The following is a 23,314-nucleotide window of genomic DNA, read 5'->3' as shown; positions in this document are numbered from 1 at the left end:
AGGTTGGGCTTAGCCGCCGATGTAGCTCATCTCTACGCGGCGTGCCGTCGATGAACCGTTGGAGGCGCTGTCCGCAGGCATGGAGGCCCGCAGCTCGGAATAGCGGTCGTCACGCTTGTGCCAAATGTGGCCGATGGCCGAGGCAAGATCTGCATCTGTGGCGTCTGCTCCGCGCATGAGGCTGCGCAAGTCGTAGCCCTGCGTGGCAAACAAGCACAGGTAGAGCTTGCCTTCGGTGGAGAGTCGGGCGCGGTTGCAGTCGCGGCAAAACGCTTGGGTGACGCTGCTGATCACACCCACTTCGCCCAAGCTTGGGTCAAATACCCCTGCGGCATTGGCATAGCCCCAACGTTGTGCGGTTTCACCGGAAGCGCTGGCCTCTAAAGGCACGAGTGGGAATTCTTGTTGGATGTGTTGAATGACATCGGCAGAGGGCAGCACATCGTCCATGCACCAGCCATTGGTCGCACCCACATCCATGTATTCGATGAAGCGCAGCGTGATGCCGCTGCCTCGGAAGTGGCGGGCCATCGGCAAGATTTGGTCGACGTTGGTGCGGCGCTTGACCACCATGTTGACTTTGAGCCCGGTCAACTGGCCGTTGGCGTCTAGCCCCAAGCCCGCGTCTTTGGCCGCAGCAATGCCGTCGAGCACATCGGACACGGGAAAGTCCACATCGTTCATGGCACGGAACACAGCATCGTCCAAGCCGTCAAGGCTGACCGTCACGCGGTTCAAGCCTGCGTCTTTGAGTGACTTCGCTTTGCGGGCCAAGAGCGAGCCGTTGGTGGTGAGGGTGAGGTCTAGCGGCGTGCCATCCGGCGTGGGGATATTGGCCAACTGGTCCACCAAGATTTCAAGGTTCTTGCGCAGCAGAGGTTCACCACCAGTGAGGCGAATTTTGCGCACGCCATGAGCTACGAATACTTTGGCAAGGCGGGTGATTTCTTCAAAGTTCAGCAAGTCGCTGTGGGGCAGGTAGGCGTAGTCTTTGTTGAACACCTCTTTGGGCATGCAGTAGTTGCAGCGAAAGTTGCAGCGGTCGGTCACGCTGATGCGCAAGTCGTGCAGGGGGCGGCCCAAGCTGTCACTGAGCAAACCGTCGGTTGCAATGGGTTGCAGGGGGACAGTGGCCGCTAAGGCGAGGAGCCGTTGATCGACCAAGGGGATAACGCGTTCAGACATAGCCTTGATTTTGCCTGAGCCACGAATCCCCTAAGCCTTGATGTAGATCAGTGTGACAAGCGCTGAGACGGTGCAAAGTAGGGGTATTGCAATTGATAGGAGTAACCCCATGAAAGCTTGGATTGACCTTTTTTCGACCGACTACGGCCTGATGAGCGTGGCTGTGATTGTTTTTATCTTGGCCATGGCTGTGTACTTTTTGCGCGTTTTCCTAGGGTTGATGGACGAAACGGGCAAAAGCACCCACGAATAAAGGTTTCGTAGGCAACTCAGAGACGCAAGCCCCGTGAAAGTAAAATCGGGGTTAATCCTCTGAGTTTCTTTTTTAACTTTTATAACAAGACACCATGTCCCTGAATAAAGTCACCCCCGGTAGCAAAGTTCCTGAAGCCTTCAACGTGATCATCGAAATTCCGATGAACTCGGATCCTGTGAAGTATGAAGTCGACAAAGAGTCTGGCGCTCTGTTTGTGGATCGCTTCATGGGTACGGCCATGCATTACCCCACCAACTACGGCTACGTGCCACAAACCATCGCGGGTGACGGCGACCCTGTGGACGTGTTGGTGATGACACCTTTCCCATTGCCACCTGGCGTGGTGGTGCCTTGCCGTGCGTTGGGCATCTTGTTAATGGAAGACGAAGGCGGCGTGGACGGCAAAGTGTTGGCTGTGCCCACTGAAAAAATCTTGGCCCGTTACAGCAACATCAAGTCATTGGCTGACATCCATGAGTTGCAGTTGCAACAAATTGCCCACTTCTTTGAACACTACAAAGACCTCGAAAAAGGTAAGTGGGTCAAGGTTAAGGGCTGGGAAGGCATTGAGTCTGCCCACAAAGAAATCTTGGACGGTATGGCCAATTACAAGAAGTAATTTTTGGTTGTGTCCATCTAAAGCCCGCTTATGCGGGCTTTTTTATGTCCGTTCTTTATTGAGGCTCATGACGTTTGAAGGGGCTGCGCTCGGCCAAGTGGTCGAGGTAGTTGTCGACCCCAGCCGTCTCGCGTTCAAGAAAACGTTCCACCGCATCGGCAAACGCAGGGTGCGCGAGCCAATGCGCGCTGTAGGTAGGCACGGGCATGAGGGCGCGGGCCATTTTGTGTTCGCCTTGGGCGCCGCCTTCAAAGCGTTGCACGCCATTTGTGATGCACCAGTTGAGTGGTTGGTAGTAGCAGGCTTCAAAGTGCAGGCAGTCCACGCGTTCTAGTGCGCCCCAGTAGCGGCCGTAGGCGACAGCGGTTGGCTTGCCTAGGTCTTGCACTGCGACCAGGCTGCTGGCGATGGGGTGGCCATCGCGCTCTGCTACAAACAGCACCCAGTTGTGAGGCATGTCGTGTTGCATGTGCTCAAAGAAAGCACGGCTCAGGTAGGGCGCATTGCCGTGTTCGAGGTAGGTGCGTTCGTAGCACTGGTAAAAAAAGCCCCAGTCTTCGCTGCCGATAGCCGCGCCCACCGAGGTGCGAAACGTCACGCCAGTATCAGCAACGCGGCGGCGTTCTTGTTTGATCTTTTTGCGTTTCTCTTGGGACAGGCTCGCTAAGAAGGCATCGAGGCTTTCAAAGCGTTGGCCTTGTAGATCGACGTTGTGCCAATGGAATTGCACGGTTTGGCGTTGCATCAAGCCAAGGGCGTCACAGGCATTGCGGTCGTCGGGGCTGGTGAAGAGGAGGTGCAATGAAGATAGCTCGTGCTGTTGGGCTACATCCAGCATGGCTTTGAGCAAGGCTTGACGAGCTTTGTCATCGGTTGCCAGCAAGCGTGAGCCCGGCACAGGCGTGAAGGGCACAGCACAGGTGGCTTTGGGGAAGTAGCTCAGGCCATGGTCGGCATAGGCGTTGGCCCATGCCCAATCAAACACGTATTCGCCGTAAGAGTGACCTTTGATGTAGAGCGCGCCTGCGGCAGCCAAGGCCTCGCCCAGCCAAAGCGTGACAAATTGCGGCGTCCAGCCGGTGTCTGGTGTGGCACTGCCGCTGGTGTGCAAGGCCGCGAGGTAGGCGTGCCGCATGAAGGGCGAGGGCGCGTCTTGTTGTGCCAGTAAAGCATCCCACGCTTGAGCGGGGATATCTAGCGGGTTTTCGTGGACGCGAATGACATAATCCATTTTGTTTTTAGACCTGTTTTACTTTGGACGATGTGCCTGCTGCCATGACTCTCAAAATTTGTGTTGCTCAGTTGAATTTCGTGGTGGGTGACATGGCGGGTAACGCCCAGAAAATCATCGATTGCGCCACGGCAGCTTATCAAGACGGCGCACGTTTGGTGCTGACGCCGGAGCTGTCTTTGTGCGGCTATGCGGCTGAAGATTTATTCCTCCGCCCCTCATTCATTCAAGCTTGCGATGATGCCCTGAAAACGGTGTCCGCTGCTCTGAGCGGGTTAAAGGGCTTGCATGTGGTGGTAGGTCATCCATCGGGTGGTGACGAGCGCACGCGCTCGGTGTCGGTGCAACGCCGCTTCAACATGGCGAGCGTGGTGTGTGAGGGCCAAGTGGTGGTCGCTTACGCCAAACGCGAGCTACCCAACTACCAAGTGTTTGACGAGCGCCGCTATTTCGTAGCCGGCGACAAGCCTTGTGTGTTTGAGGTCGCTGGCATAAAAGTGGGTTTACTGATTTGTGAAGATGCTTGGTTTGATGTGCCCGCTGCAGACGCCAAAGCGGCGGGTGCTGAGCTGTTGGCTGTGATCAACGCGTCGCCCTTTCATGTGGGCAAGGGCGACGAGCGCGAGCAAGCCATGAGACGCCGTGTGCAAGCCACATGCTTGCCTTTGATTTATGCGCATTTGGTGGGTGGCCAAGACGAGGTGGTGTTTGAAGGGCGTTCGTTTGCGTTCAACGCCGATGGCGCGTTGGCTGGGCGTGCGCCTAGCTTTGACGTGGCAACGTTCACGGTCGATGTGGTGCGAGGCAAATCAGGGTCGCATGGTGGTCTGCATTTGTCGGCGCCTGTAGCTGAAGACGGCTCACTCGAAGCCGACTTGTGGCATGCCTTGGTGCTGGGTGTGCGTGACTACATCGGCAAAAACGGGTTCCCTGGTGCTTTGTTGGGTCTGTCTGGCGGTATCGACTCGGCCTTGGTGTTGGCTATTGCGGTGGATGCCCTGGGCGCTGACAAAGTGCGTACCGTGATGATGCCGTCGCCGTACACCGCTGAAATTAGTTGGGTTGATGCCCGCGACATGGCCAAGCGCTTGGGTGTGCGCTATGACGAGGTGTCCATCGTGCCGGAGTTTGAGGCTTTCTTGGGTTCGCTCAAAGCCGACTTTGAAGGCACGCAGCTCGATACCACCGAAGAGAACATTCAAGCCCGCATTCGCGGCACGTTACTGATGGCCTTGTCCAACAAGTTTGGTTCCATTGTGCTGACCACTGGTAACAAGAGCGAGATGGCCACTGGCTACTGCACGCTTTACGGCGACATGGCCGGTGGGTTTGCCGTCATCAAAGATGTGGCCAAGACCTTGGTGTTCAAGCTGGCGCGTTGGCGCAATGCCCACGACCCATACGGTACGGGTACCGAGCCCATCCCTGAGCGCATCATCACACGTCCGCCCAGTGCCGAGTTGCGTCCAGACCAAACTGACCAAGACAGCTTGCCAGCGTATGAGGTGTTGGACGAGATCGTGTCGCGTTTCATGGAGAACGACCAAAGCTCGGAGGACATCATCGCCGTAGGCTTTGCGCGTGTCGATGTGGAGAAGGTGACTCGACTGATCCGTATCAACGAATACAAACGCCGCCAATCGCCTGTGGGGATTCGCGTGACCCACCGCAGTTTTGGCAAGGATTGGCGTTATCCTATAACCAATAAGTTTCGCGCCTGACCATAGGCCTTTTCATTGAACCCCAAGGACTCGAACCATGAAGCAAATCACAGCCGTTATCAAACCATTCAAACTCGAAGAAGTGCGCGAAGCATTGGCCGAGTGTGGTGTGACGGGTTTGACCGTGACCGAGGTCAAGGGCTTTGGTCGTCAAAAGGGTCACACCGAGTTGTACCGTGGCGCTGAGTACGTGGTGGATTTTTTGCCCAAAGTGAAAATTGAAGTCACCGTGAAAGCCGCAGACGTGGACAACTGCGTGGACGCCATCGTGCGCGCAGCTCGCACAGGCAAGATTGGTGACGGTAAAATCTTCATCACGCCTGTGGAGCGTGTGGTGCGCATTCGCACAGGTGAGTTGGACGAAACCGCTATTTGATTCCGATTCGTCGCTCGCAAATGCAAAAGCCGCAGCCTGTGAAGGTCTGCGGCTTTTTTCTTGATCGGGTTACAGGCCTGCTAGTTTAGGTTCAGGTGAAAAGCCTGCGGCTTGTACCAGCTCTTGTAGCAATGCTGTTGGCTCTGTGCCACTGCGAATCAAGTCCATTTGCCAATCGTTCAAAAAGCCTTGGGCGACGCTGTTTTGCGCAAACTGCAGCAAGCCGTCGTAATAGCCTTGGGTGTTGAGCAAGCCAATGGGCTTGTCGTGGTAGCCCAGCTGGCGCCAGGTCCACACTTCAAAAAATTCTTCAAAGGTGCCAATGCCGCCGGGCAGGGCCAAGAACACATCGGCGCGTTCGGCCATCATGTGTTTGCGCTCGTGCATGGTGTCCACCACATGCAGCTCGGTGCAGGCTGTGCGCGTGTTTTCTTTGGTTTGCAAGGCTTTGGGAATGATGCCTACCACGCGTCCGCCCGCATCGGCTGTGGCCTGGGCTACCAACCCCATCAAGCCGTTGTTGCCACCGCCGTATACCAATTGACCGTTGTGTTGGCCAATCCACGTGCCTACTTGGCGTGCCACATCGGCGTATTCGGGCTGGATGCCATTGCGTGAACCGCAGTAGACGCACACAGAAAACGCAGGCGTATTCATGGGTTCTTTCAAGCGGAAAAGTTAGCGTGGATGGCGGCCGCCCAAACAGCGATGCATAGCAACAAGCTCAATAGCACGGCTGCGCTGCCTGTGTCTTTGGCACGTTTAGCCAGTTCATGCCATTCAGGGCCAATGCGGTCAATGGCAGATTCGATGCCGGTGTTGAGTAGTTCAACCACCATGACCAGCACAACTGTGCCGGCCAGCAGTGCTGTTTCTTGCCAAGTTTTACCCACATAAAAAGATAAAGGTACCAAGACGAAGGCGCCGATGGCTTCTTGGCGAAATGCTTTTTCGTACCAAGCAGCTTTCAGGCCGCTGAGCGAGTAGCCAAAGGCATACCAAACGCGATTGAGGCCAGTTCTGTTTTTTTGTGGATTTGCACTCATGAGATGAACTGTAACGTTAGGCCTTGTGTTTGGCTGGGGCAATAGGCGGTGCCGTGACCAAGCGCGTACCGGCAAAAACGTCGTGCCAAAACTGGCGCTGCGGGTGAAAGCGGCTAAGCAAGGCCCACACAGCCACCCAGCCGACAAACAACACGGTCGTCTCTGCGCCAGTCAGTGCGTAAGGGGCCAAGATGGCGAGAGGGGGGATGAACCAAATCCAACTCAAGGCGTAGCGTACAAAGGCACGTTTTTGGGTGAGGGCTTCGCCTTGGGTGTCAACCACACGGATATGCCAAGTTTTCATGGCCAAAGTTTGGCCTTTGTGGCCAAACCAGGTGAAGTAAATGCCGACGACCAAAAATAAAAAGGCTTGCAGTCCATGGCGGTTGTCTAGCGCATGGCGTGACTGGCTGAGGGTGCTGAACAAATAGCCCGAAATGAACAGCACACCAAACAAAAGCAGCCCCTCATAGAGCCAGCAAGCCATGCGACGCGGCAGGCTGGGGGCTGTCAAGTCCGAGGTCATTGGAGTGTGGTGGTGCTTTCAGTCGTTGCGCTGGCCGGCGCTGAACTGGGGAGGGGTGTGGGCAGCAACGTGGCTGGTGCGGCTTGGTCGGTTGCGATGCGTGGCAGGGCTTTGTTGGCACTTGCTGCAGGTGGTGGGGTTAACTTCGCAGGTGACACAGGTTTGACCGCAGGTGCCGCGCCCTTGACGGGTTGGGTGGGTTGCTGTGCGGCCAACTTTTGCTTAGCTTCTGGTGAGAGGGCTTGATACGCTTCCCACTTGGCTTTCTTATCGTCTTGCAGCAGCTGCTTGGCATCGGCGTAATTCAAACGTGCAGCTGTGCGTTGTTGTGGGCTAAGTGCCGCCCATTCACGCATACGGCCTTGCACGGTCGATTGTTCGTCGGTCGTGAGTTGTCCAAAGTTTTGTGAGATCGCCAGCCATTTGCGCTTGTGTGGCTCAGTCATGGTGGGCCACAGTTGAGACAAGGGAGCTAGTGCTTGTTGTTGCGACTCGGTCAAGTCCATCCACAAAGGGCGGCCAGGCAGACTGGGGGGGGGGGTGGTAGCTACGGCTGAAACTGTTTGTGCGCAGACCCGTCCGCTAACAAGCAACACAGCACCGCTCAACAAAAGTTGGACGGCGAGTGCGGCACTGAGCGAACGCTTGAATGTCATGGGTGTTTATTCTTTCGATTCGCTGGCTGTGATGGGGTTCTTCAAGAACTGAAGAAAGCCCGGATCAGCGTAGGCAGCTGGGGGGAGGTCGTCCACGAGCAAGGCCGAATCAATTTCGGCCAATTCGTTGGCACGGTCATCGTCCATGATGTTTTGGATCAGCGCCAAGCCTGCGATCAAAGCAATCAGTGGCAGCAAGGAGGCCAAACGGCTCCAAATGTTCAAGCCTTCATCGCCGCCAAAATTCAATAGAGCTGCACCATTTTGGTGAGCCACGGCCGTGCTGGTTTGCAGGCGTGTTTGGGGTTTCAGGCGTGCGGCAACGGCACGGGTGCGTGCGGCGCGCAGGCGCTCGGAGATGTCGTGCGGCAGTTCAAGGCTGGCGGAATTCAGGCGAGCAGCAATGCGCAAGCCAAATTCATCTTGGGTATTTGCGGTATGTGTCATGGTTGAATTCCTTTTTCTTTGAGCGCTTTGCTGAGTGCCAGTACAGCCCGAGAGCAATGTGTTTTGACGCTTCCTTCAGAGCAACCCATAGCAGCAGCTGTCTCTGAAACATCAAGATCCTCCCAATAACGCAGCAGGAAGGCTTCTCGTTGACGCGCTGGCAAATTTTGTATTTCTTCTTCGATCTCGTGGACGTTGGCGATGCTGGCGAAGTTGTCTTCGGCGCTTTGCGTGGTTTGGCTGTCGTTATCGACAGCCAAGGCCTCTAACAGGTCAAATTCGCCGTCATCTTTGTCAGAGTCGAAGTCACTGAAATTGCTGAACAGCGCTTTGCGTGTTTTGTTACGCCTGAACCAGTCAAGCGTGGTGTTAGACAGAATGCGATGAAACAGCATGGGTAGCTCTTCGGCAGGCTTGTCGCCATAGTGCTCGGCGAGCTTCATCATGCTGTCTTGCACGATGTCTAGGGCCGCTTCTTCATCGCGAACGTGATAGACCGAGCGCTTGAAGGCTCGCTTCTCAACGCTTTTTAGGAAGTCTGACAGTTCTTGTTCGGTGGCCACTGACGAATGGGTTCAAGTTTGAATCGGGCGCGATTATGGCACCCGCCAAGGCTTTTTGCGTGCTTAAGACTGAATCTGGCTCAGGAAGGTGCCATAATCTCGGGCTGCAATTCGACAAAAAAGGCAAACGGGTCTGGGTCCGGCGCGAACCATGCGTCTATGGCTGAAGGTCCAAAGTTTCGATGCTGCCCCACAAGGGTTCGCCAAGAAGCACCCAAGGTTTTTCGTTGACGAAATTCACTCAGGTTAAAAGGTACAAAAAATGGATAACTCAAAGTCGGAATCGCATTCCGCAGCCGCCACTGGCGGTCAAGCACAAGAATTGATGGGTGCCGAGATTCTCGTCAAGGCCCTGCAAGCTGAAAACGTCAAGCACATCTGGGGCTATCCCGGCGGTTCAGTTCTCTACATCTACGACGCGCTGTACAACCAAAACACGATTCAGCACGTGTTGGTTCGTCACGAGCAAGCGGCGGTTCATGCAGCTGATGGCTATGCCCGCGCCACAGGTGATGTGGGTGTGGCCCTCGTGACTTCAGGGCCAGGTGCTACCAACGCGGTGACCGGCATTGCGACGGCCTACATGGACAGCATTCCCATGGTGATCATCACCGGTCAAGTGCCCACGCACGCGATCGGTTTGGATGCCTTCCAAGAGTGCGACACCATTGGCATCACGCGCCCCATCGTCAAACACAATTTCTTGGTCAAAGACGTTCGCGACTTGGCCTTGACGCTGAAAAAAGCGTTCCACATCGCTCGCAGCGGCCGTCCTGGTCCTGTGGTGGTGGACATTCCAAAAGACGTGTCTTTCAAGAAGACCACGTACGAAGGCTATCCAGCTGAAGTACAAATGCGCTCCTACAACCCTGTGCGCAAAGGCCACGGCGGTCAAATTCGCAAGGCGTTGCAGTTGCTGATGGCGGCTAAGCGCCCTTACATCTATACCGGTGGCGGTGTATTGCTGGGCAACGCTTCGCAAGAGTTGCGCACCTTGGTCGACATGCTGGGTTACCCCGTGACCAACACCTTGATGGGTCTCGGCGCTTACCCTGCAAGCGAGCCGAAGTTCCTGGGTATGTTGGGCATGCACGGCACGATGGAAGCCAACAACGCCATGCAAAACTGCGATGTGTTGCTGGCTGTTGGCGCTCGTTTCGATGACCGCGTGATTGGCAACCCCAAACACTTTGCGCAAAACGAACGCAAGATCATCCACATCGACATTGATCCTTCCAGCATCTCCAAGCGTGTGAAGGTCGACATCCCAATCGTCGGCGATGTGAAAGACGTGTTGGTCGAGATGATCGACATGATCAAAGAATCTGGCTTGAAGCCCGACGCGGCCGCATTGGCTTGCTGGTGGGAAACCATCGAAGCTTGGCGCAAGCGCGACTGCTTGAAGTACGACCGTGAAAACACCACCGTCATCAAGCCGCAGTACGTCATTGAAACACTGCACAACATGACCAAAGGTACTGACACCTACATCACGTCTGACGTGGGTCAGCACCAAATGTGGGCTGCACAGTACTACGGGTTTGACGAGCCACGTCGCTGGATCAACTCAGGCGGTTTGGGCACCATGGGCGTCGGTATTCCTTACGCCATGGGTATCAAACTGGCCAAGCCTGACAGCGAAGTGTTCTGCGTGACAGGCGAGGGCTCGGTGCAAATGTGTATCCAAGAACTCTCGACTTGCTTCCAGTACAACACGCCCATCAAGGTGTTGGCACTCAACAACCGATACCTCGGGATGGTGCGCCAGTGGCAAGAAATCGAATACGAAGGCCGCTACAGCAGCAGCTACATGGACGCGATTCCTGACTTCGTGAAATTGGCGGAAGCCTATGGTCACGTGGGCATGCTGATTGAACGTCCTGAGGACGTCGAGCCAGCTTTGCGCGAAGCTCGCCGTCTGAAAGACCGCACGGTGTTCATCGACTTCCGTACCGACCCCACCGAGAACGTGTTCCCGATGGTCAAGGCCGGTAAGGGCATCACCGAAATGCTGCTTGGCAGCGAAGACCTGTGAACGGGAAGGATGACACCATGAAACACATCATTTCCCTGATGCTTGAAAACGAACCCGGCGCTTTGTCGCGCGTGGTGGGTTTGTTTTCTGCCCGTGGCTACAACATTGAATCTCTGACCGTGGCGCCTACCGAAGACGCCAGCTTGTCACGCATGACCATTCAAACACATGGTTCGGACGAGGTGATTGAACAAATCACCAAGCACTTGAACCGTTTGATTGAAGTGGTCAAAGTGGTCGACCTAACCGAGGGCGCTTACACCGAACGCGAGCTGATGCTTGTGAAGGTGCGTGCTGTTGGCAAAGAGCGTGAAGAGATGAAACGCATGGCCGATATCTTCCGTGGCCGCATCATCGATGTGACTGAGAAGAGCTACACCATTGAGTTGACGGGCGACCTGTCTAAGAACGATGCGTTCTTGGAAGCGATTGACCGCAGCGCAATTCTCGAAACCGTTCGCACGGGCGCATGTGGCATTGGCCGCGGCGAACGTATCTTGCGCGTTTAAATTTCAACCCTTTCAAAGTATTTTTTAGGAGAACCCCGTGAAAGTTTTTTACGACAAAGATTGTGATCTGTCCCTGATCAAAGGCAAAACTGTAGCCATCATCGGCTACGGCTCACAAGGCCACGCACACGCCCAAAACTTGAACGACAGCGGCGTCAAGGTCGTGGTTGGTCTGCGCAAGGGTGGCGCATCTTGGGACAAAGTCGGCAAAGCTGGCTTGACAGTCATGGAAGTGAACGACGCAGTGAAAGCTGCTGACGTGGTCATGATCTTGTTGCCTGACGAAATGATCGCCGAGGTGTACAACAACAATGTGGCTCCTCACATCAAGCAAGGCGCTTCGTTGGCATTTGCCCACGGCTTCAACGTGCACTACAACCAAGTCGTGCCACGCGCCGACTTGGACGTGTGGATGGTGGCGCCAAAGGCCCCAGGTCACACCGTGCGCAACACGTACACCCAAGGTGGTGGCGTGCCTCACCTCGTCGCTGTGCATCAAGACAAGAGCGGCAAAGCCCGCGATTTGGCTTTGAGCTATGCCATGGCCAACGGTGGCGGCAAAGCCGGCATCATCGAAACCAACTTCAAAGAAGAAACTGAAACCGACTTGTTCGGCGAGCAAGCTGTTCTGTGCGGTGGTGCGGTTGAGCTGATCAAGATGGGTTACGAGACTCTGGTGGAAGCCGGTTACGCCCCTGAAATGGCTTACTTTGAGTGCTTGCACGAGTTGAAGCTGATCGTTGACTTGATCTATGAAGGCGGCATCGCCAACATGAACTACTCGATCTCGAACAACGCCGAATACGGCGAGTACGTGACCGGTCCTGAAGTGATCAACGCACAAAGCCGTGAAGCCATGCGTAACGCTTTGAAGCGCATTCAAGACGGCGAATACGCCAAGATGTTCATCCAGGAAGGTCGTTTGAACTACCCAAGCATGACCGCACGTCGTCGCAACACTGCCGATCACCAGATCGAAGTGGTGGGCAGCCAATTGCGCGCCATGATGCCTTGGATTGCGAAGAACAAGCTGGTTGACCAAACCCGCAATTAAGCTTTTGTGGATTGCATCGACAAAGGCCACTTCGGTGGCCTTTGTCATTTTTGTGCCTGATTGACGCTACGCTTACACTCTAGGTCTAATTTTCGGAGCTAAACGAATGACAGAACAACCAGATCAAATAGAAGAGTTTGTGCCACGCAAGCCTAGCAAGGGCGTTTATGTTTTGCCCAATCTGTTTACCTTGGCCGCATTGTTTGGCGGTTTTTACGCCATCGTGATGGCGATGAATGGCAACTACGAGTTGGCAGCGATTGGCGTGTTTTGCGCCCTGGTGCTCGACAGTCTAGATGGGCGTGTGGCGCGTATGACCAACACGCAAAGTGCGTTTGGCGAGCAAATGGATTCTTTGGCCGATATGGTGTCGTTTGGTGCTGCGCCTGCCTTGATCTCGTATGAATGGGCACTCAAAGGTTTGGGCCGTTGGGGCTGGGTGGCTGCATTCGTCTACATCTCTTGTGCTGCACTGCGCTTGGCGCGTTTCAATGTGAATACGGCGGTGGTGGATAAACGCTTCTTTCAAGGCTTGCCTTCGCCTGCCGCTGCGGCATTGGTGATGGGTTTTATGTGGCTGATGACCGAGATGGGTGTTTCTGGTCCTGAGGTGGCTTGGCCCATGTTTGCATGGTGTTTGTATTCCGGTTTGACGATGGTCACCAACGTGCCGTTTTACAGCTTCAAAGATGTGCAGATGAAGCAAAGCGTTCCGTTTGTCGTGATTGTGTTGTTGGCCTTGACCATCGCTGTCATCACCATTCATCCACCGATTGTGTTGTTTGCTTTGTTCATGTTCTACGGTTTGAGCGGTTATGCCTTGTACGCATGGCGCCGTGCCAAAGGCATGCAAACCAGCCTCATCAGCACCTCCACCGATGAGCCCGATGAAGCCGGCTTGCACAAATGAGACACCCTGCGCCGCAAAGGGTTTGGCTTTGTGCTAAATTCTGTGCATGAAAAATTTTTTGCTGTTTCTACTGCTTCCATCCCCAAACGGGCGGAGTTGGTAGCGCACGCGCAAACCCCACAAGGCCCGTATGCACTCGCAGCGGGCCTTTTGCTTTGGGGTTAAACCAAACGTTGCAAGTTTTTTAGGAATCCAGGAGTCCTGACCATGACCGATAAGCTCATTATTTTTGACACCACTTTGCGTGACGGCGAACAGTCGCCCGGCGCCTCAATGACGCGCGATGAGAAACTGCGCATTGCCCGTCAGCTCGAGCGATTGAAGGTCGACGTGATTGAGGCTGGTTTTGCTGCCAGCTCGAACGGTGACTTCGAGGCAGTGCAAGGCATTGCCAACGCCATCAAAGACTCCACCATTTGTTCGTTGTCTCGTGCGAATGACCGCGACATCAGCCGTGCAGCCGAAGCGCTCAAAGGTGCGAACAGCGCGCGCATCCACACCTTCATTGCCACGTCGCCGTTGCACATGGAGAAGAAGTTGCGCATGTCACCTGAGCAAGTGCTCGAGCAGGCCAAGCAGTCGGTGCGCTTTGCCCGTAACTTGGTGGGTGACATTGAGTTCAGCGCGGAAGACGGCTATCGCAGCGAAATGGATTTCTTGTGCCGTGTCGTTGAGGCTGTGATTGCTGAAGGTGCCACTACCATCAACATTCCAGACACCGTGGGTTACGCCATTCCAGAACTCTACGGCAACTTCATCAAAACTTTGCGCGAGCGTGTGCCTAACTCTGACAAAGCCATTTGGTCCGTGCATTGCCACAACGACTTGGGCATGGCCGTGGCCAACTCGTTGGCGGGTGTGAAGATTGGTGGCGCACGTCAGGTCGAGTGCACGATCAACGGTTTGGGCGAACGTGCCGGTAACTGCTCGTTGGAAGAGGTGGTCATGGCTATCAAGACCCGTCGCGATTACTTTGACCTCGCCATGAATATCGATGCCAAACAAATCTTGGCAGCAAGCCGAATGGTCAGCCAGACCACTGGTTTTGTGGTTCAGCCAAACAAGGCGGTGGTGGGGGCGAATGCCTTTGCTCATGCGTCTGGCATTCACCAAGACGGCGTGCTCAAAGCGCGTGACACCTACGAAATCATGCGTGCAGAAGATGTGGGTTGGAGTGCCAACAAGATCGTCTTGGGCAAGCTCAGTGGCCGCAACGCTTTCAAGCAGCGCTTGGAAGACTTGGGTGTGCAGATGGAAAGCGAGGCTGACATCAATACAGCCTTTGCCAAGTTCAAAGAGTTGGCAGATCGCAAGAGCGAAATCTTTGATGAAGACATCTTGGCTTTGGTGAGCGAAGAGGCCGTCGGCAACGCCAGTGAGCAATTTGCTTTTGTGTCTTTGTCGCAGCACAGCGAAACCGGTGAGCGTCCACACGCAAGCGTGGTGTTTACCGTCGGCGGCAAAGAAGTCAAGGGCGATTCAGATGGCAACGGCCCAGTCGATGCTTCGCTTAAGGCAATTGAGTCACACGTCAAGAGTGGCGCTGAAATGGTGCTGTATTCGGTCAATGCCATCAGCGGCTCGACAGAGAGCCAAGGCGAAGTGACGGTGCGTTTGCAAAACAGCGGTCGCGTGGTCAATGGCGTGGGCTCTGATCCTGACATCGTGGTGGCTTCAGCGAAAGCTTATTTGAGCGCCTTGAACAAGCTGCAAAGCAAATCTGACCGAGTGGCTGCACAAGGCTAAATTACAAAAAACGATATACCGTATCAATTTTGTCAAATAAGTCACGCAAGTCATTGATCTTGCGTGACTTTTCTTGTTAAACTCAAAGCAATTGTGTTTTTCAAGCTTAAGGAACGCCACTTGAAACGACTGCTGATTGTTACCTCGCTTGGTTTGCTGACTTCTTTGTGCACCATGCACGCCCAAGCCGCGACAAACCAGAAAAAGCCAACTGTCCAAAAAACAAAGCCATCCGTGGTGAAAACGCATGTGCGTCACGCCAAAGCGTTTAAGGCAGCACCCGCAGTTCCATCATTTGGTCAAAAAGCAGGCTTGCATGCCACCAGCGATATGTTGGATTTGAAGTCCAGCGTAGCTTATGTGATTGATCAAGATACACACGAAGTACTGCTCAGCAAAAACGACCAAGCCGTTTTGCCAATTGCCTCAATCACCAAGTTGATGACAGGTTTGATCATCAGCGAAGCCAAATTACCAATGGACGAATCCATCACCATCACGCAAGATGATGTGGATACCGAAAAGGGCAGCAGCTCACGTTTGCGCGTGGGGGCAACCTTGACCCGTGGTGAGTTGCTCCACTTGGCTTTGATGGCCAGTGAGAATCGTGCAGCCCATGCCTTGGGCCGTACCTATCCAGGCGGCATGCCCACATTTGTTGGTTTGATGAACGCCAAAGCTGCTCAATTGGGGATGCGTGACACTCGTTATGTGGAGCCGACAGGGCTTTCAAGTCAAAACCAATCCAGCGCTAAAGACCTGGCCACTTTGGTCGGCAATGCTTACCACGACATCACTGTTCGTGAGCTGTCGACCTCACCAAGTCACAAGGTGGAAGTTGGGAACCGCACGTTGCAGTACAACACCACCAACCGGTTAGTCAAAAACCCAAACTGGGACATTGGCCTGCAAAAAACAGGTTATATCTCTGAAGCAGGTCAATGCTTGGTGATGCAAGCCAAGGTTTCTGGCCGTAAGCTGATCATGGTGTTCTTGGACTCTGCAGGTAAATTAAGCCGTATTGCAGATGCTGAGCGTGTGCGCAAGTGGGTTGAAACGAACCATAGCGCTACTGGTCGCCCGCAAACTTAAAGAGTTTTAGCTTGTTCAAAAGCCAGCATCTATGCTGGCTTTTTTGTTTACGCTTGGTTTTCTTTGTAGCCTAGTGCGTGTGAGATGGCTTGCGTAGTCGCTTGAAGCTTAGGAAGCCATTCCTCATCAAGTCGATCTGCTGGTGCAGAAATGGATAAACCTGCAACAAGCTTGCCTTGGTCGTCATAGATGCCAGACGCCATGCATCGCACCCCTAGCTCTAGCTCTTCGTTGTCTCGCGCGACACCATATTGACGCGCTTTGGATAGTTCACGTTCCAAGGCTGGCAATTGGGTCAAGCTATTGCGCGTTTGGCCACTCAGGCCTGTGCGTGTGGCGTAGGCGCGAACGCGCTGAGGGTCGTCCATGGCCAAAAACAGCTTGCCGACTGAGGTGAGATGCAGAGGTGCTCGTCCGCCGATCGCTCGCACCACTTGCATGCCCGATCGTTCACTGAAAGCTCGCTCAACGTACACGATTTCGTCGCCTTGGCGAACACTGAGGTTGACGGGCTGCTGGATGAGCTTGTGGAGTTCACGCATGGGCTGGAAAGCCACATCGCGCACGTTTAAGCGACCTTTCACAAGATTGCCCAGCTCAAGCAGACGCATGCCGAGGCGATAGCTGCCCGCTTCGGGGCGATCAACAAATCGGCCCACTGCCAAGTCGTTCAAGATGCGATGGGTGGTGGAGGGGTGAAGACCTGTTCGTTCGCTGATTTCTTTCAGTGAAATGGCTTCTTCGCGCGAGGCGAGTACGTCAATGAGCGTGAACATGCGCTCAATGACTTGAATGTTGGGCGTGGTGGGCACAGTGGTTTTACGCATGATCCAATTTTATCATGTGAAATTAAAGTTCAACCATTCATCATTTACTAAGCGCTGGTGGGGTTTGAAGTCGGCTTTGTATTTCATTTTGGGACTGTCTTGAATCCAGTAACCCAAATAGGCATAAGGCATATTCAGGTGCTTGGCTTGTTCAATTTGCCACATCACGTTGTAAGTGCCGTAACTGGTGTTGGGCTCGGGTTCATAGAAGGTGTAAACAGCAGATAAGCCATCACTGAGAACATCCACAATCGAGACCATTTTTAAAACACCTCTTTCTCCGTTGGGGAGGGGTTCTCGAAACTCGATGAGCCTTGTATTGACGCGACTTTGCAGCAAAAACTGTGTGTATTGTTCGGTGCTGTCCTCATCCATGCCTCCACCGGTATGGCGCAAGGTTTGGTAGCGCAAATACATGGCGTAATGTTCTGGATCAAAACCCAGTTTCAGAATGCGAACTTGCAGTTGTTTGTGTTTTGTCCAAGCGCGGCGCTGGCTGCGTGTGGGTGTGTAGGCTTGTGTGTCAACCCGCAAAGGCATACAAGCTTGGCAGTTGTCGCAGTAAGGCCGATAGGTAAATGAACCACTTCGGCGAAATCCCTCTTTGACTAAGTCTGCGTAAACGTCATCGTTGATCAAGTGACTGGGTGTTGCGACTTGTGAGCGCGCTGTTTTTCCCGACAAGTAGCTGCAAGGGTAGGGCGCCGTGGCATAAAACTGCACGGTTTGAAAAGGTAACTCGTTCTGGTTTGTCAAAGCGAGGCTTTCTGCGTTAGCAAGAGCGTCCAGTGTGCGGCCTCAAACGTCCATGCCCTGTTTACTTGTTTGGGCGCTTCTCGCACGAGACCTAAAAAATCTGATCGTGGCATTTCTTTCGCGCCCAAAGACGCTAAATGCTTGGTATTTTGTTGGCAGTCTATCCAAGTTAAACCTTGAGCGCGAGCAAAAGCTACCAGTGCCGCCAAGGCTATTTTCGAGGCATCCGTTTGGTGCGCAAACATAGATTCGCCAAATAGTGTGTTTCCAATCGATACGCAATACAAGCCGCCCACAAGCTCGCCATTGATCCAAGTTTCTATGCTGTGTGCAAATCCGGCTTGGTGCAAAGCGATGTAGGCGTCAATCATTTCTTCAACAATCCAAGTGCCTGGTTGCCCCTGGCGCGGTGTCTGTGCGCAATGGCGAATTACATCCGCGAATGCGGTGTCAATGCGGATTTGGCACACGGGATTGGCGATGAAGCTGCGTAAGGTTTTGCGTAGTGAGCGGTGAAGCTTGAATTCTTCGGTCTGCAGCACCATTCGTGGGTCTGGTGACCACCACAAAACGGGTTGTCCTTCGCTGAACCAAGGAAACATCCCTTGCTGATAAGCCTCGCACAAACGCGTGACGGATAGGCCGCCAGCTGCTGCGACCAATCCAGCCAATGAGCTGCCTTTTTTTTGTGCAGTTTCTGGCGGTGGCAATGGCGCGTTGACTTCTAGCCAAGGGATATTCATTGCTGAAATTTTAATCAGTTTTGATTTTTAAAAAATACGTTTAAAGAGATGGAGTAGCGCAATGGAATTAACTTTTTCTCAGGAGGAGTTCTTTGTCATTGCTGGTATTTGCTCCTAAAAAATTAAGTGACTTTTGAAGAGAGAACTACCTACAATTCTTGTTTGACTGGCGAGGGTATTCGCATAAGTCTCGATAAGTTTTCCGGAGCCATCTATGCAACTAATGTGGGTATCAGGACCCACCGCCTCAGTGCGGACCATTTCCATTACAGCCAAAAAGGTGCTGATGGCTGTGTGCGTCTCTGCGTTTGTGTTGGTGGCTTTTGGCGTGTTGTTGCACTTCATTGGTTTTCGAATTGCGATTGAGATGAGCCCTAGCTTGGCACGAAGCATGGGTGGCGTTACCACTGAGGCCGAGCAGCAGAAGGTGGAGGCGGTTTACCGTGAGCGTTTGGACAATTTGCGCCAAACCATGAGCTCAACAGTCCAAGAAATTCGTCAGTTGGAAAGCCTGAAGAATAAATTCATGGAAGTGGCTACCCCCATCAACTTGCGCGACAAATACAGCAAAAAAGAAGAAGCACGTGGCGGTCCTTGGATTGCGCCACGCTTTCAAGCATCTCCTTCGCGTGACTTGAATCAAGATTTCGTTTCCGCCATTGATGAGTTCGGCCAAACACAAGCCGCAGTCAAGAATTTGACCCAGAACTGGTCAGCGCAACTGAGCTGGTTGCACGCTTTGCCCACAGGTATCCCCATGGGTAAAGACTTTCGCGTGACCAGTGGCTTTGGCATCCGTAACGACCCCTTCACAGGGCAGTTGGCCATGCATGAAGGTCTGGACTTCGTCGCAGATATTGGCTCTCCTATTGTGGCGACGGCTGCAGGAACCGTGATCCGTTCGGGCTGGGATGCTTCTTATGGCAATGTGGTTGAAGTGAGTCATATCGAAGGATTTACAACCCGCTATGCCCACTTGAGCAAGCGCATGGTTGAGGTCGGCCAAAAGGTGCAACGAGGTGAGACCATTGCCCAGTTGGGCAGCACAGGCCGCTCTACGGGGCCACATCTGCATTATGAAGTGATGCGCAATGATCGCGTCTTGAACCCCACGCAGATGTTGACGCAAACCACAGCCAGTGCCCAATGAGCGAACTAATTATCTAAAAGGCCTGACATGTTTGAAAAATTAAAAGATAAGTCGTTGTCGCCATCGCAAGAACGTTTTGACACCATCATTGGTCGCACGACCCAGATTTACGGTCGTTTGGTTTTGCTAGACAGTGTCCGCATCGATGGCAAGGTGGTGGGCAATATTGAGACCACCAAAGATAACAAGGTCACTGTTGCCATTGGCAAAACAGGCGAAGTCTCGGGTGATATCACCGCCCATCGCGTCATGGTTGCAGGCAAGGTTGAAGGCAATATTTATGCGGCCGAACGTGTGGAGTTCCACAAAGACTCCATCGTGCAGGGCGATATCTCGTATGGTTCGATTGCGGTTGAACATGGCGCGCGCTTGTTGGGCTTGGTCATTCAAAACCCTATCAGTTCGGCTGCCGCAAACAGCAATGCAGATGCGAAGAGCGTGATTAAGAAGGCGCAAGAAAGCAGTAGCTAAGTCGCATCTGGCCATGCTTTAAAGAAAAAGCCCCTGCTGATAAAACAGCAGGGGCTTTTGTTTTGGCGGAGCAAGAGGGATTCGAACCCTCGGTGGGCTATTAACCCACACACGCTTTCCAGGCGTGCGACTTAAACCACTCATCCATCGCTCCGAAGCCTTACATTGTAGCAGCGGGCGAGTACACTTCGGCGCTATTGTTTTGTTCAAGCTTCAAACGCTCGGAGTCCCGCATGAAATTTCGCTTCCCCATCGTCATCATTGACGAGGATTTTCGTTCTGAAAATACGTCAGGCTTGGGCATCCGTGCGCTGGCCGAAGCGATTGAAGGCGAGGGCTATGAGGTCATGGGCGCCACCAGCTATGGCGACCTGAGCCAGTTTGCGCAACAGCAGTCGCGTGCTAGTGCGTTCATCTTATCGATTGACGATGAAGAGTTCACACCTGGCCCTGACCTTGATCCTGCCGTGTTGAACCTGCGTAACTTTATCGAAGAAGTGCGCCGTAAAAACGCCGATGTGCCAATTTATGTTTACGGCGAAACTAAAACATCGCGTCACTTGCCTAACGACATCTTGCGCGAGTTGCATGGCTTTATTCACATGTTTGAAGACACGCCAGAGTTTGTCGCGCGTCACATCATCCGTGAAGCTAAAAGCTATTTGGAGAGTGTGCAGCCGCCATTTTTCAAAGCCTTGCTGGATTACGCCGAAGACGGTTCGTATTCATGGCATTGCCCTGGTCACTCAGGTGGCGTGGCGTTCTTGAAGAGCCCTGTGGGCCAGATGTATCACCAGTTTTATGGCGAAAACATGTTGCGTGCCGACGTGTGTAACGCGGTAGAAGAACTCGGTCAGCTGCTGGACCACAACGGTGCGATTGGTGAGAGTGAGCGCAATGCTGCCCGCATCTTCAACGCGGACCATTGCTTCTTCGTGACCAACGGCACGAGCACCTCGAACAAAATCGTGTGGCACCACACCGTGGCGCCTGACGATGTGGTGGTGGTAGACCGCAACTGTCACAAGTCGGTGTTGCACGCCATCATCATGACCGGTGCTGTGCCTGTGTTTTTGAAGCCCACGCGCAACCACTACGGCATCATTGGCCCGATTCCACAAAGCGAGTTTGAGCCCGCCGCGATTCAAGCCAAGATCAAGGCCAACCCTTTGCTTAAAGGTGTGGATGCCAAGAAGGTCAAGCCGCGCGTGTTGACCCTCACGCAGTCTACTTACGACGGCGTGTTGTACAACACCGAAACCATCAAGAACATGCTCGATGGCTACGTGGCTAACTTGCACTTTGACGAGGCTTGGTTGCCCCATGCGGCGTTCAATCCGTTTTATGGCACCTACCACGCCATGGGTAAGAAGCGCGAGCGCCCCATGCACTCGGTGGTGTACGCCACGCAATCAATTCACAAGCTGTTGGCTGGTATCAGTCAAGCCAGCCATGTGTTGGTGCAAGATTCGCAAAAAACCAAGTTGGACCGTCACCTGTTCAACGAAGCGTATTTGATGCACACCAGCACCAGCCCACAGTACAGCATCATTGCCAGCTGTGACGTGGCCGCCGCGATGATGGAGCCCCCCGGTGGCACAGCCTTGGTCGAGGAAAGCATTGCTGAAGCGTTGGATTTCCGCCGCGCCATGCGCAAGGTGGACGACGAATACGGCAAGGACTGGTGGTTCAAAGTCTGGGGCCCCGATGAGCTGGTCGACGACGGCATTGGCCGCGCTGACAGCTGGATCATCAAAGGCAAGGGCAAGTCGTCTAAGTGGCATGGTTTTGGCAACTTGGCCGATGGCTTCAACATGTTGGACCCCATCAAGGCCACCATCGTCACGCCAGGTTTGGACCTCAACGGCAAGTTCGATAAAACAGGTATTCCTGCCAGTATCGTCACCAAGTTCTTGGCCGAGCATGGCGTGATTGTGGAGAAGACGGGCCTGTACAGCTTCTTCATCATGTTCACCATTGGCATCACCAAGGGCCGCTGGAACTCGTTGCTCACCGCGTTGCAGCAGTTCAAAGACGACTACGACCGCAACCAACCCATGTGGCGTGTCCTGCCCGAGTTCTGCCAAAAGCACCGCGCTTATGAGCGCATGGGCCTGCGCGACTTGTGCCAGCACGTGCACACGCTCTACGCCAAGTACGACATCGCACGTTTGACCACCGAGATGTACCTGAGCGACTTGACGCCTGCCATGAAGCCCAGCGACGCCTATGCACAAATCGCCCACCGCAACACCGAGCGCGTGCCTGTGGACGATTTGTTGGGGCGTATCACCACCAGTTTGGTCACGCCATACCCACCGGGTATTCCGTTGCTCATTCCGGGCGAAGTGTTCAATAAGAAGATCGTGGACTACCTCAAGTTCGCCCGCGAATTCAACTTGCAATGCCCTGGCTTCGAGACCGATATCCACGGCTTGGTTGAGGTGGTCGGAGACGATGGCGTGAAGCGCTACTACGCCGATTGCGTCAAAGCCTAACGCTCGCTGCAGGCCTTAGCGTTCCACCGCAGGTCTGATGCGCACAAAACTGGCAAAGCGCGGGACGCCTTGGTCAGTCAAACCGCGATAGCGATAAGTCACCCACTGGCCCACGTCCGGTGGGTTTTCTCTTTGGGCGTCTGTGTACCCTGTGCCAAGCTTGAACCGCAGCCCTTGCGGTGTTTCTACCCACAAAGCGCCTAGACGTTGGGCGTGCTTGCCTTGACCCGCTTCATGGCTGACCACCTTGGCTTCCGCATCCGCGTGCAGTTTGACTTTCAGCACATCGGAATTTCTGCCGCTTTGGTACAGACTGCTGCCAAGGTGCAGCACCAAGCCTTCGCCGCCAGCTTGCACGGTTTTGCTCAACATGGCCTTCAATGCTGCATGCGACGGCACCTGGCTTTGCGTCACGGCTTGAACCCAAGGTTTGCCAATCTGCTTGACGATGTTTTGATAGCGCACGATGCGCTCTGCGAACGCTTGGGTCGGTGTATGGGCATCAAATATCATGAATCGCATGGCGCGCCATGCGCTGTCGGATGCCTGTTTTTGTTGAATCACAGAAGCCGCTTGCTCAAACTGCCCCAGCCCTGCCCAAAGCTCTCCCTCGAACGGCTGCGTAGGCCAAGTTTGTACAAACCAGTTGGGTGGGTTGAGTGCTTTGCCGCTTCGACTCAAGAGTTGGCGGCCATCCCAGTAGCCTCGTATGCCGTCGTATTTTTCGCTCACCCAATAGTCGGTGAGCTTTTCATTGCCCTGATACAGGTTAGCCAGCCACATCGCGGGCGGCTGTGTGGCCAGTGCAGGTAAGGAGGCGAGGCTGCCGAGGCAACCCAAGGAGAAGTGAGAAAGCAAATTGCGGCGTTGCATGGTCGTCTCCTTGGGGCCTACAGC

25 protein-coding genes and 1 tRNA gene are annotated in these 23,314 nt (G+C 54.0%); 13 read left to right on the top strand and 13 right to left on the bottom strand.

Annotated elements, in window-relative coordinates:
• Positions 1–9: 9 nt before the first annotated feature.
• Positions 10–1,185: a GTP 3',8-cyclase MoaA gene (gene moaA, locus LINBF2_RS06780; RefSeq protein WP_281887695.1), complete on the bottom strand. Its 1,176-nt coding sequence runs from the start codon at positions 1,183–1,185 to the stop codon at positions 10–12.
• 109 nt (positions 1,186–1,294) lie between these two features.
• Here moaA and LINBF2_RS06775 point away from each other — a divergent pair, with 109 nt between their 5' ends.
• Both LINBF2_RS06775 and ppa read left to right on the top strand, forming a co-directional pair.
• Entirely contained in the window at positions 1,295–1,438 is a 144-nt protein-coding gene (locus LINBF2_RS06775) for a DUF3149 domain-containing protein (protein ID WP_104797323.1), read from the top strand.
• Between the two features lie 94 nt (positions 1,439–1,532).
• A complete protein-coding gene (gene ppa, locus LINBF2_RS06770) occupies positions 1,533–2,060 on the top strand; it encodes an inorganic diphosphatase (protein WP_281887692.1) in 528 nt (175 codons plus the stop codon).
• Between the two features lie 55 nt (positions 2,061–2,115).
• On the opposite strand, the gene LINBF2_RS06765 is transcribed toward ppa, so the two are convergent.
• Positions 2,116–3,291, bottom strand: coding sequence for a GNAT family N-acetyltransferase (locus LINBF2_RS06765; protein WP_281887690.1), 1,176 nt, complete (start codon positions 3,289–3,291; stop codon positions 2,116–2,118).
• Positions 3,292–3,335: 44 nt separating this feature from the next.
• Between LINBF2_RS06765 and LINBF2_RS06760 the strand changes: the two genes are divergently transcribed.
• Both LINBF2_RS06760 and LINBF2_RS06755 read left to right on the top strand, forming a co-directional pair.
• Complete coding sequence (locus tag LINBF2_RS06760; protein WP_281887688.1) at positions 3,336–5,012, top strand: NAD+ synthase; 1,677 nt, start codon at positions 3,336–3,338, stop codon at positions 5,010–5,012.
• A gap of 37 nt (positions 5,013–5,049) precedes the next feature.
• Complete coding sequence (locus LINBF2_RS06755) at positions 5,050–5,388, top strand: P-II family nitrogen regulator (RefSeq protein WP_104797326.1); 339 nt, start codon at positions 5,050–5,052, stop codon at positions 5,386–5,388.
• Between the two features lie 69 nt (positions 5,389–5,457).
• Here the strand turns inward: LINBF2_RS06755 and LINBF2_RS06750 are convergent, their stop codons facing one another.
• From LINBF2_RS06750 to LINBF2_RS06725, 6 genes are read right to left on the bottom strand one after another with little or no spacing between them, the layout of a single operon-like run.
• A complete protein-coding gene (locus tag LINBF2_RS06750; RefSeq protein ID WP_104797815.1) occupies positions 5,458–6,045 on the bottom strand; it encodes a TIGR00730 family Rossman fold protein in 588 nt (195 codons plus the stop codon).
• Between the two features lie 8 nt (positions 6,046–6,053).
• Positions 6,054–6,434 (bottom strand): diacylglycerol kinase, encoded by a 381-nt coding sequence (locus LINBF2_RS06745; RefSeq protein WP_104797327.1) that lies wholly within the window; start codon positions 6,432–6,434, stop codon positions 6,054–6,056.
• 16 nt (positions 6,435–6,450) lie between these two features.
• Positions 6,451–6,960 carry an RDD family protein gene (locus LINBF2_RS06740; protein ID WP_281887685.1) on the bottom strand — a complete coding sequence of 170 codons (510 nt, stop codon included), beginning with the start codon at positions 6,958–6,960 and terminating at the stop codon, positions 6,451–6,453.
• Positions 6,957–7,616 (bottom strand): DUF3106 domain-containing protein, encoded by a 660-nt coding sequence (locus LINBF2_RS06735; RefSeq protein WP_281887684.1) that lies wholly within the window; start codon positions 7,614–7,616, stop codon positions 6,957–6,959. Before LINBF2_RS06735 ends, LINBF2_RS06740 begins: the two co-directional genes overlap by 4 nt.
• 6 nt (positions 7,617–7,622) lie before the next feature.
• Positions 7,623–8,063, bottom strand: coding sequence for a DUF3619 family protein (locus tag LINBF2_RS06730; RefSeq protein WP_104797330.1), 441 nt, complete (start codon positions 8,061–8,063; stop codon positions 7,623–7,625).
• Entirely contained in the window at positions 8,060–8,626 is a 567-nt protein-coding gene (locus LINBF2_RS06725) for an RNA polymerase sigma factor (RefSeq protein ID WP_104797331.1), read from the bottom strand. Before LINBF2_RS06725 ends, LINBF2_RS06730 begins: the two co-directional genes overlap by 4 nt.
• Before the next feature lie 262 nt (positions 8,627–8,888).
• Between LINBF2_RS06725 and LINBF2_RS06720 the strand changes: the two genes are divergently transcribed.
• The 6 genes from LINBF2_RS06720 (at position 8,889) to LINBF2_RS06695 (ending at position 15,972) form a co-directional block, all read left to right on the top strand.
• Positions 8,889–10,661, top strand: a complete 1,773-nt coding sequence (locus tag LINBF2_RS06720) for an acetolactate synthase 3 catalytic subunit (RefSeq protein WP_281887681.1) — start codon at positions 8,889–8,891, stop codon at positions 10,659–10,661.
• Positions 10,662–10,678: 17 nt separating this feature from the next.
• Complete coding sequence (gene ilvN, locus LINBF2_RS06715) at positions 10,679–11,170, top strand: acetolactate synthase small subunit (protein WP_104797333.1); 492 nt, start codon at positions 10,679–10,681, stop codon at positions 11,168–11,170.
• Positions 11,171–11,207: 37 nt separating this feature from the next.
• The gene (ilvC, locus tag LINBF2_RS06710; RefSeq protein WP_281887679.1) at positions 11,208–12,224 is read left to right on the top strand and encodes a ketol-acid reductoisomerase; all 1,017 of its coding nucleotides are present in this window, start codon (positions 11,208–11,210) and stop codon (positions 12,222–12,224) included.
• A gap of 106 nt (positions 12,225–12,330) precedes the next feature.
• Positions 12,331–13,134 (top strand): CDP-diacylglycerol--serine O-phosphatidyltransferase, encoded by an 804-nt coding sequence (gene pssA, locus LINBF2_RS06705; protein WP_104797335.1) that lies wholly within the window; start codon positions 12,331–12,333, stop codon positions 13,132–13,134.
• Between the two features lie 207 nt (positions 13,135–13,341).
• Positions 13,342–14,880, top strand: coding sequence for a 2-isopropylmalate synthase (locus LINBF2_RS06700; RefSeq protein WP_281887677.1), 1,539 nt, complete (start codon positions 13,342–13,344; stop codon positions 14,878–14,880).
• Positions 14,881–15,054: 174 nt separating this feature from the next.
• Complete coding sequence (locus LINBF2_RS06695) at positions 15,055–15,972, top strand: serine hydrolase (RefSeq protein ID WP_104797816.1); 918 nt, start codon at positions 15,055–15,057, stop codon at positions 15,970–15,972.
• A gap of 47 nt (positions 15,973–16,019) precedes the next feature.
• Here the strand turns inward: LINBF2_RS06695 and LINBF2_RS06690 are convergent, their stop codons facing one another.
• Genes LINBF2_RS06690 through aat form a run of 3 tightly spaced genes read right to left on the bottom strand, consistent with a single transcriptional unit; the run spans position 16,020 to position 18,298 of the window.
• Positions 16,020–16,799 (bottom strand): IclR family transcriptional regulator, encoded by a 780-nt coding sequence (locus LINBF2_RS06690; protein ID WP_104797337.1) that lies wholly within the window; start codon positions 16,797–16,799, stop codon positions 16,020–16,022.
• A gap of 12 nt (positions 16,800–16,811) precedes the next feature.
• Entirely contained in the window at positions 16,812–17,555 is a 744-nt protein-coding gene (locus LINBF2_RS06685) for an arginyltransferase (RefSeq protein ID WP_104797338.1), read from the bottom strand.
• Positions 17,552–18,298 carry a leucyl/phenylalanyl-tRNA--protein transferase gene (gene aat / locus LINBF2_RS06680; RefSeq protein ID WP_104797339.1) on the bottom strand — a complete coding sequence of 249 codons (747 nt, stop codon included), beginning with the start codon at positions 18,296–18,298 and terminating at the stop codon, positions 17,552–17,554. The genes LINBF2_RS06685 and aat overlap by 4 nt, the downstream gene beginning before the upstream one ends.
• Positions 18,299–18,584: 286 nt before the next feature.
• Between aat and LINBF2_RS06675 the strand changes: the two genes are divergently transcribed.
• Together LINBF2_RS06675 and LINBF2_RS06670 are read left to right on the top strand one after the other, a co-directional pair.
• Positions 18,585–19,448, top strand: coding sequence for a M23 family metallopeptidase (locus LINBF2_RS06675; protein ID WP_161499657.1), 864 nt, complete (start codon positions 18,585–18,587; stop codon positions 19,446–19,448).
• Positions 19,449–19,475: 27 nt separating this feature from the next.
• Positions 19,476–19,919 (top strand): polymer-forming cytoskeletal protein, encoded by a 444-nt coding sequence (locus LINBF2_RS06670; protein WP_104797341.1) that lies wholly within the window; start codon positions 19,476–19,478, stop codon positions 19,917–19,919.
• A 63-nt stretch (positions 19,920–19,982) separates the two neighbouring features.
• Here LINBF2_RS06670 and LINBF2_RS06665 read toward each other — a convergent pair.
• Positions 19,983–20,073, bottom strand: a tRNA-Ser gene (locus LINBF2_RS06665).
• Between the two features lie 79 nt (positions 20,074–20,152).
• Here LINBF2_RS06665 and LINBF2_RS06660 point away from each other — a divergent pair.
• Positions 20,153–22,417 carry an arginine/lysine/ornithine decarboxylase gene (locus tag LINBF2_RS06660; RefSeq protein WP_104797342.1) on the top strand — a complete coding sequence of 755 codons (2,265 nt, stop codon included), beginning with the start codon at positions 20,153–20,155 and terminating at the stop codon, positions 22,415–22,417.
• 15 nt (positions 22,418–22,432) lie between these two features.
• Here LINBF2_RS06660 and LINBF2_RS06655 read toward each other — a convergent pair whose 3' ends face one another.
• Positions 22,433–23,290 carry a DNA ligase gene (locus LINBF2_RS06655; protein ID WP_104797343.1) on the bottom strand — a complete coding sequence of 286 codons (858 nt, stop codon included), beginning with the start codon at positions 23,288–23,290 and terminating at the stop codon, positions 22,433–22,435.
• Positions 23,291–23,314: the final 24 nt, after the last annotated feature.

This window comes from Limnohabitans sp. TEGF004 (genome assembly GCF_027924965.1).
In the GTDB taxonomy this organism is placed as follows: Bacteria; Pseudomonadota; Gammaproteobacteria; order Burkholderiales; family Burkholderiaceae_C; genus Limnohabitans.
Note: the sequence above shows the minus strand (reverse complement) of the source record. Positions and strands in the feature narration are given on the sequence as shown.

Excerpts from the sequence above, each read along its gene's own strand:
- moaA (WP_281887695.1), bottom strand. The coding sequence starts at position 1,185 with ATGTCTGAACGCGTTATCCCCTTGGTCGATCAACGGCTCCTCGCCTTA.
- LINBF2_RS06775 (WP_104797323.1), top strand. The coding sequence starts at position 1,295 with ATGAAAGCTTGGATTGACCTTTTTTCGACCGACTACGGCCTGATGAGC.
- ppa (WP_281887692.1), top strand. The coding sequence starts at position 1,533 with ATGTCCCTGAATAAAGTCACCCCCGGTAGCAAAGTTCCTGAAGCCTTC.
- LINBF2_RS06765 (WP_281887690.1), bottom strand. The coding sequence starts at position 3,291 with ATGGATTATGTCATTCGCGTCCACGAAAACCCGCTAGATATCCCCGCT.
- LINBF2_RS06760 (WP_281887688.1), top strand. The coding sequence starts at position 3,336 with ATGACTCTCAAAATTTGTGTTGCTCAGTTGAATTTCGTGGTGGGTGAC.
- LINBF2_RS06755 (WP_104797326.1), top strand. The coding sequence starts at position 5,050 with ATGAAGCAAATCACAGCCGTTATCAAACCATTCAAACTCGAAGAAGTG.
- LINBF2_RS06750 (WP_104797815.1), bottom strand. The coding sequence starts at position 6,045 with ATGAATACGCCTGCGTTTTCTGTGTGCGTCTACTGCGGTTCACGCAAT.
- LINBF2_RS06745 (WP_104797327.1), bottom strand. The coding sequence starts at position 6,434 with ATGAGTGCAAATCCACAAAAAAACAGAACTGGCCTCAATCGCGTTTGG.
- LINBF2_RS06740 (WP_281887685.1), bottom strand. The coding sequence starts at position 6,960 with ATGACCTCGGACTTGACAGCCCCCAGCCTGCCGCGTCGCATGGCTTGC.
- LINBF2_RS06735 (WP_281887684.1), bottom strand. The coding sequence starts at position 7,616 with ATGACATTCAAGCGTTCGCTCAGTGCCGCACTCGCCGTCCAACTTTTG.
- LINBF2_RS06730 (WP_104797330.1), bottom strand. The coding sequence starts at position 8,063 with ATGACACATACCGCAAATACCCAAGATGAATTTGGCTTGCGCATTGCT.
- LINBF2_RS06720 (WP_281887681.1), top strand. The coding sequence starts at position 8,889 with ATGGATAACTCAAAGTCGGAATCGCATTCCGCAGCCGCCACTGGCGGT.
- ilvN (WP_104797333.1), top strand. The coding sequence starts at position 10,679 with ATGAAACACATCATTTCCCTGATGCTTGAAAACGAACCCGGCGCTTTG.
- pssA (WP_104797335.1), top strand. The coding sequence starts at position 12,331 with ATGACAGAACAACCAGATCAAATAGAAGAGTTTGTGCCACGCAAGCCT.
- LINBF2_RS06700 (WP_281887677.1), top strand. The coding sequence starts at position 13,342 with ATGACCGATAAGCTCATTATTTTTGACACCACTTTGCGTGACGGCGAA.
- LINBF2_RS06695 (WP_104797816.1), top strand. The coding sequence starts at position 15,055 with ATGCACGCCCAAGCCGCGACAAACCAGAAAAAGCCAACTGTCCAAAAA.
- LINBF2_RS06690 (WP_104797337.1), bottom strand. The coding sequence starts at position 16,799 with ATGCGTAAAACCACTGTGCCCACCACGCCCAACATTCAAGTCATTGAG.
- aat (WP_104797339.1), bottom strand. The coding sequence starts at position 18,298 with ATGAATATCCCTTGGCTAGAAGTCAACGCGCCATTGCCACCGCCAGAA.
- LINBF2_RS06675 (WP_161499657.1), top strand. The coding sequence starts at position 18,585 with ATGGCTGTGTGCGTCTCTGCGTTTGTGTTGGTGGCTTTTGGCGTGTTG.
- LINBF2_RS06670 (WP_104797341.1), top strand. The coding sequence starts at position 19,476 with ATGTTTGAAAAATTAAAAGATAAGTCGTTGTCGCCATCGCAAGAACGT.
- LINBF2_RS06660 (WP_104797342.1), top strand. The coding sequence starts at position 20,153 with ATGAAATTTCGCTTCCCCATCGTCATCATTGACGAGGATTTTCGTTCT.
- LINBF2_RS06655 (WP_104797343.1), bottom strand. The coding sequence starts at position 23,290 with ATGCAACGCCGCAATTTGCTTTCTCACTTCTCCTTGGGTTGCCTCGGC.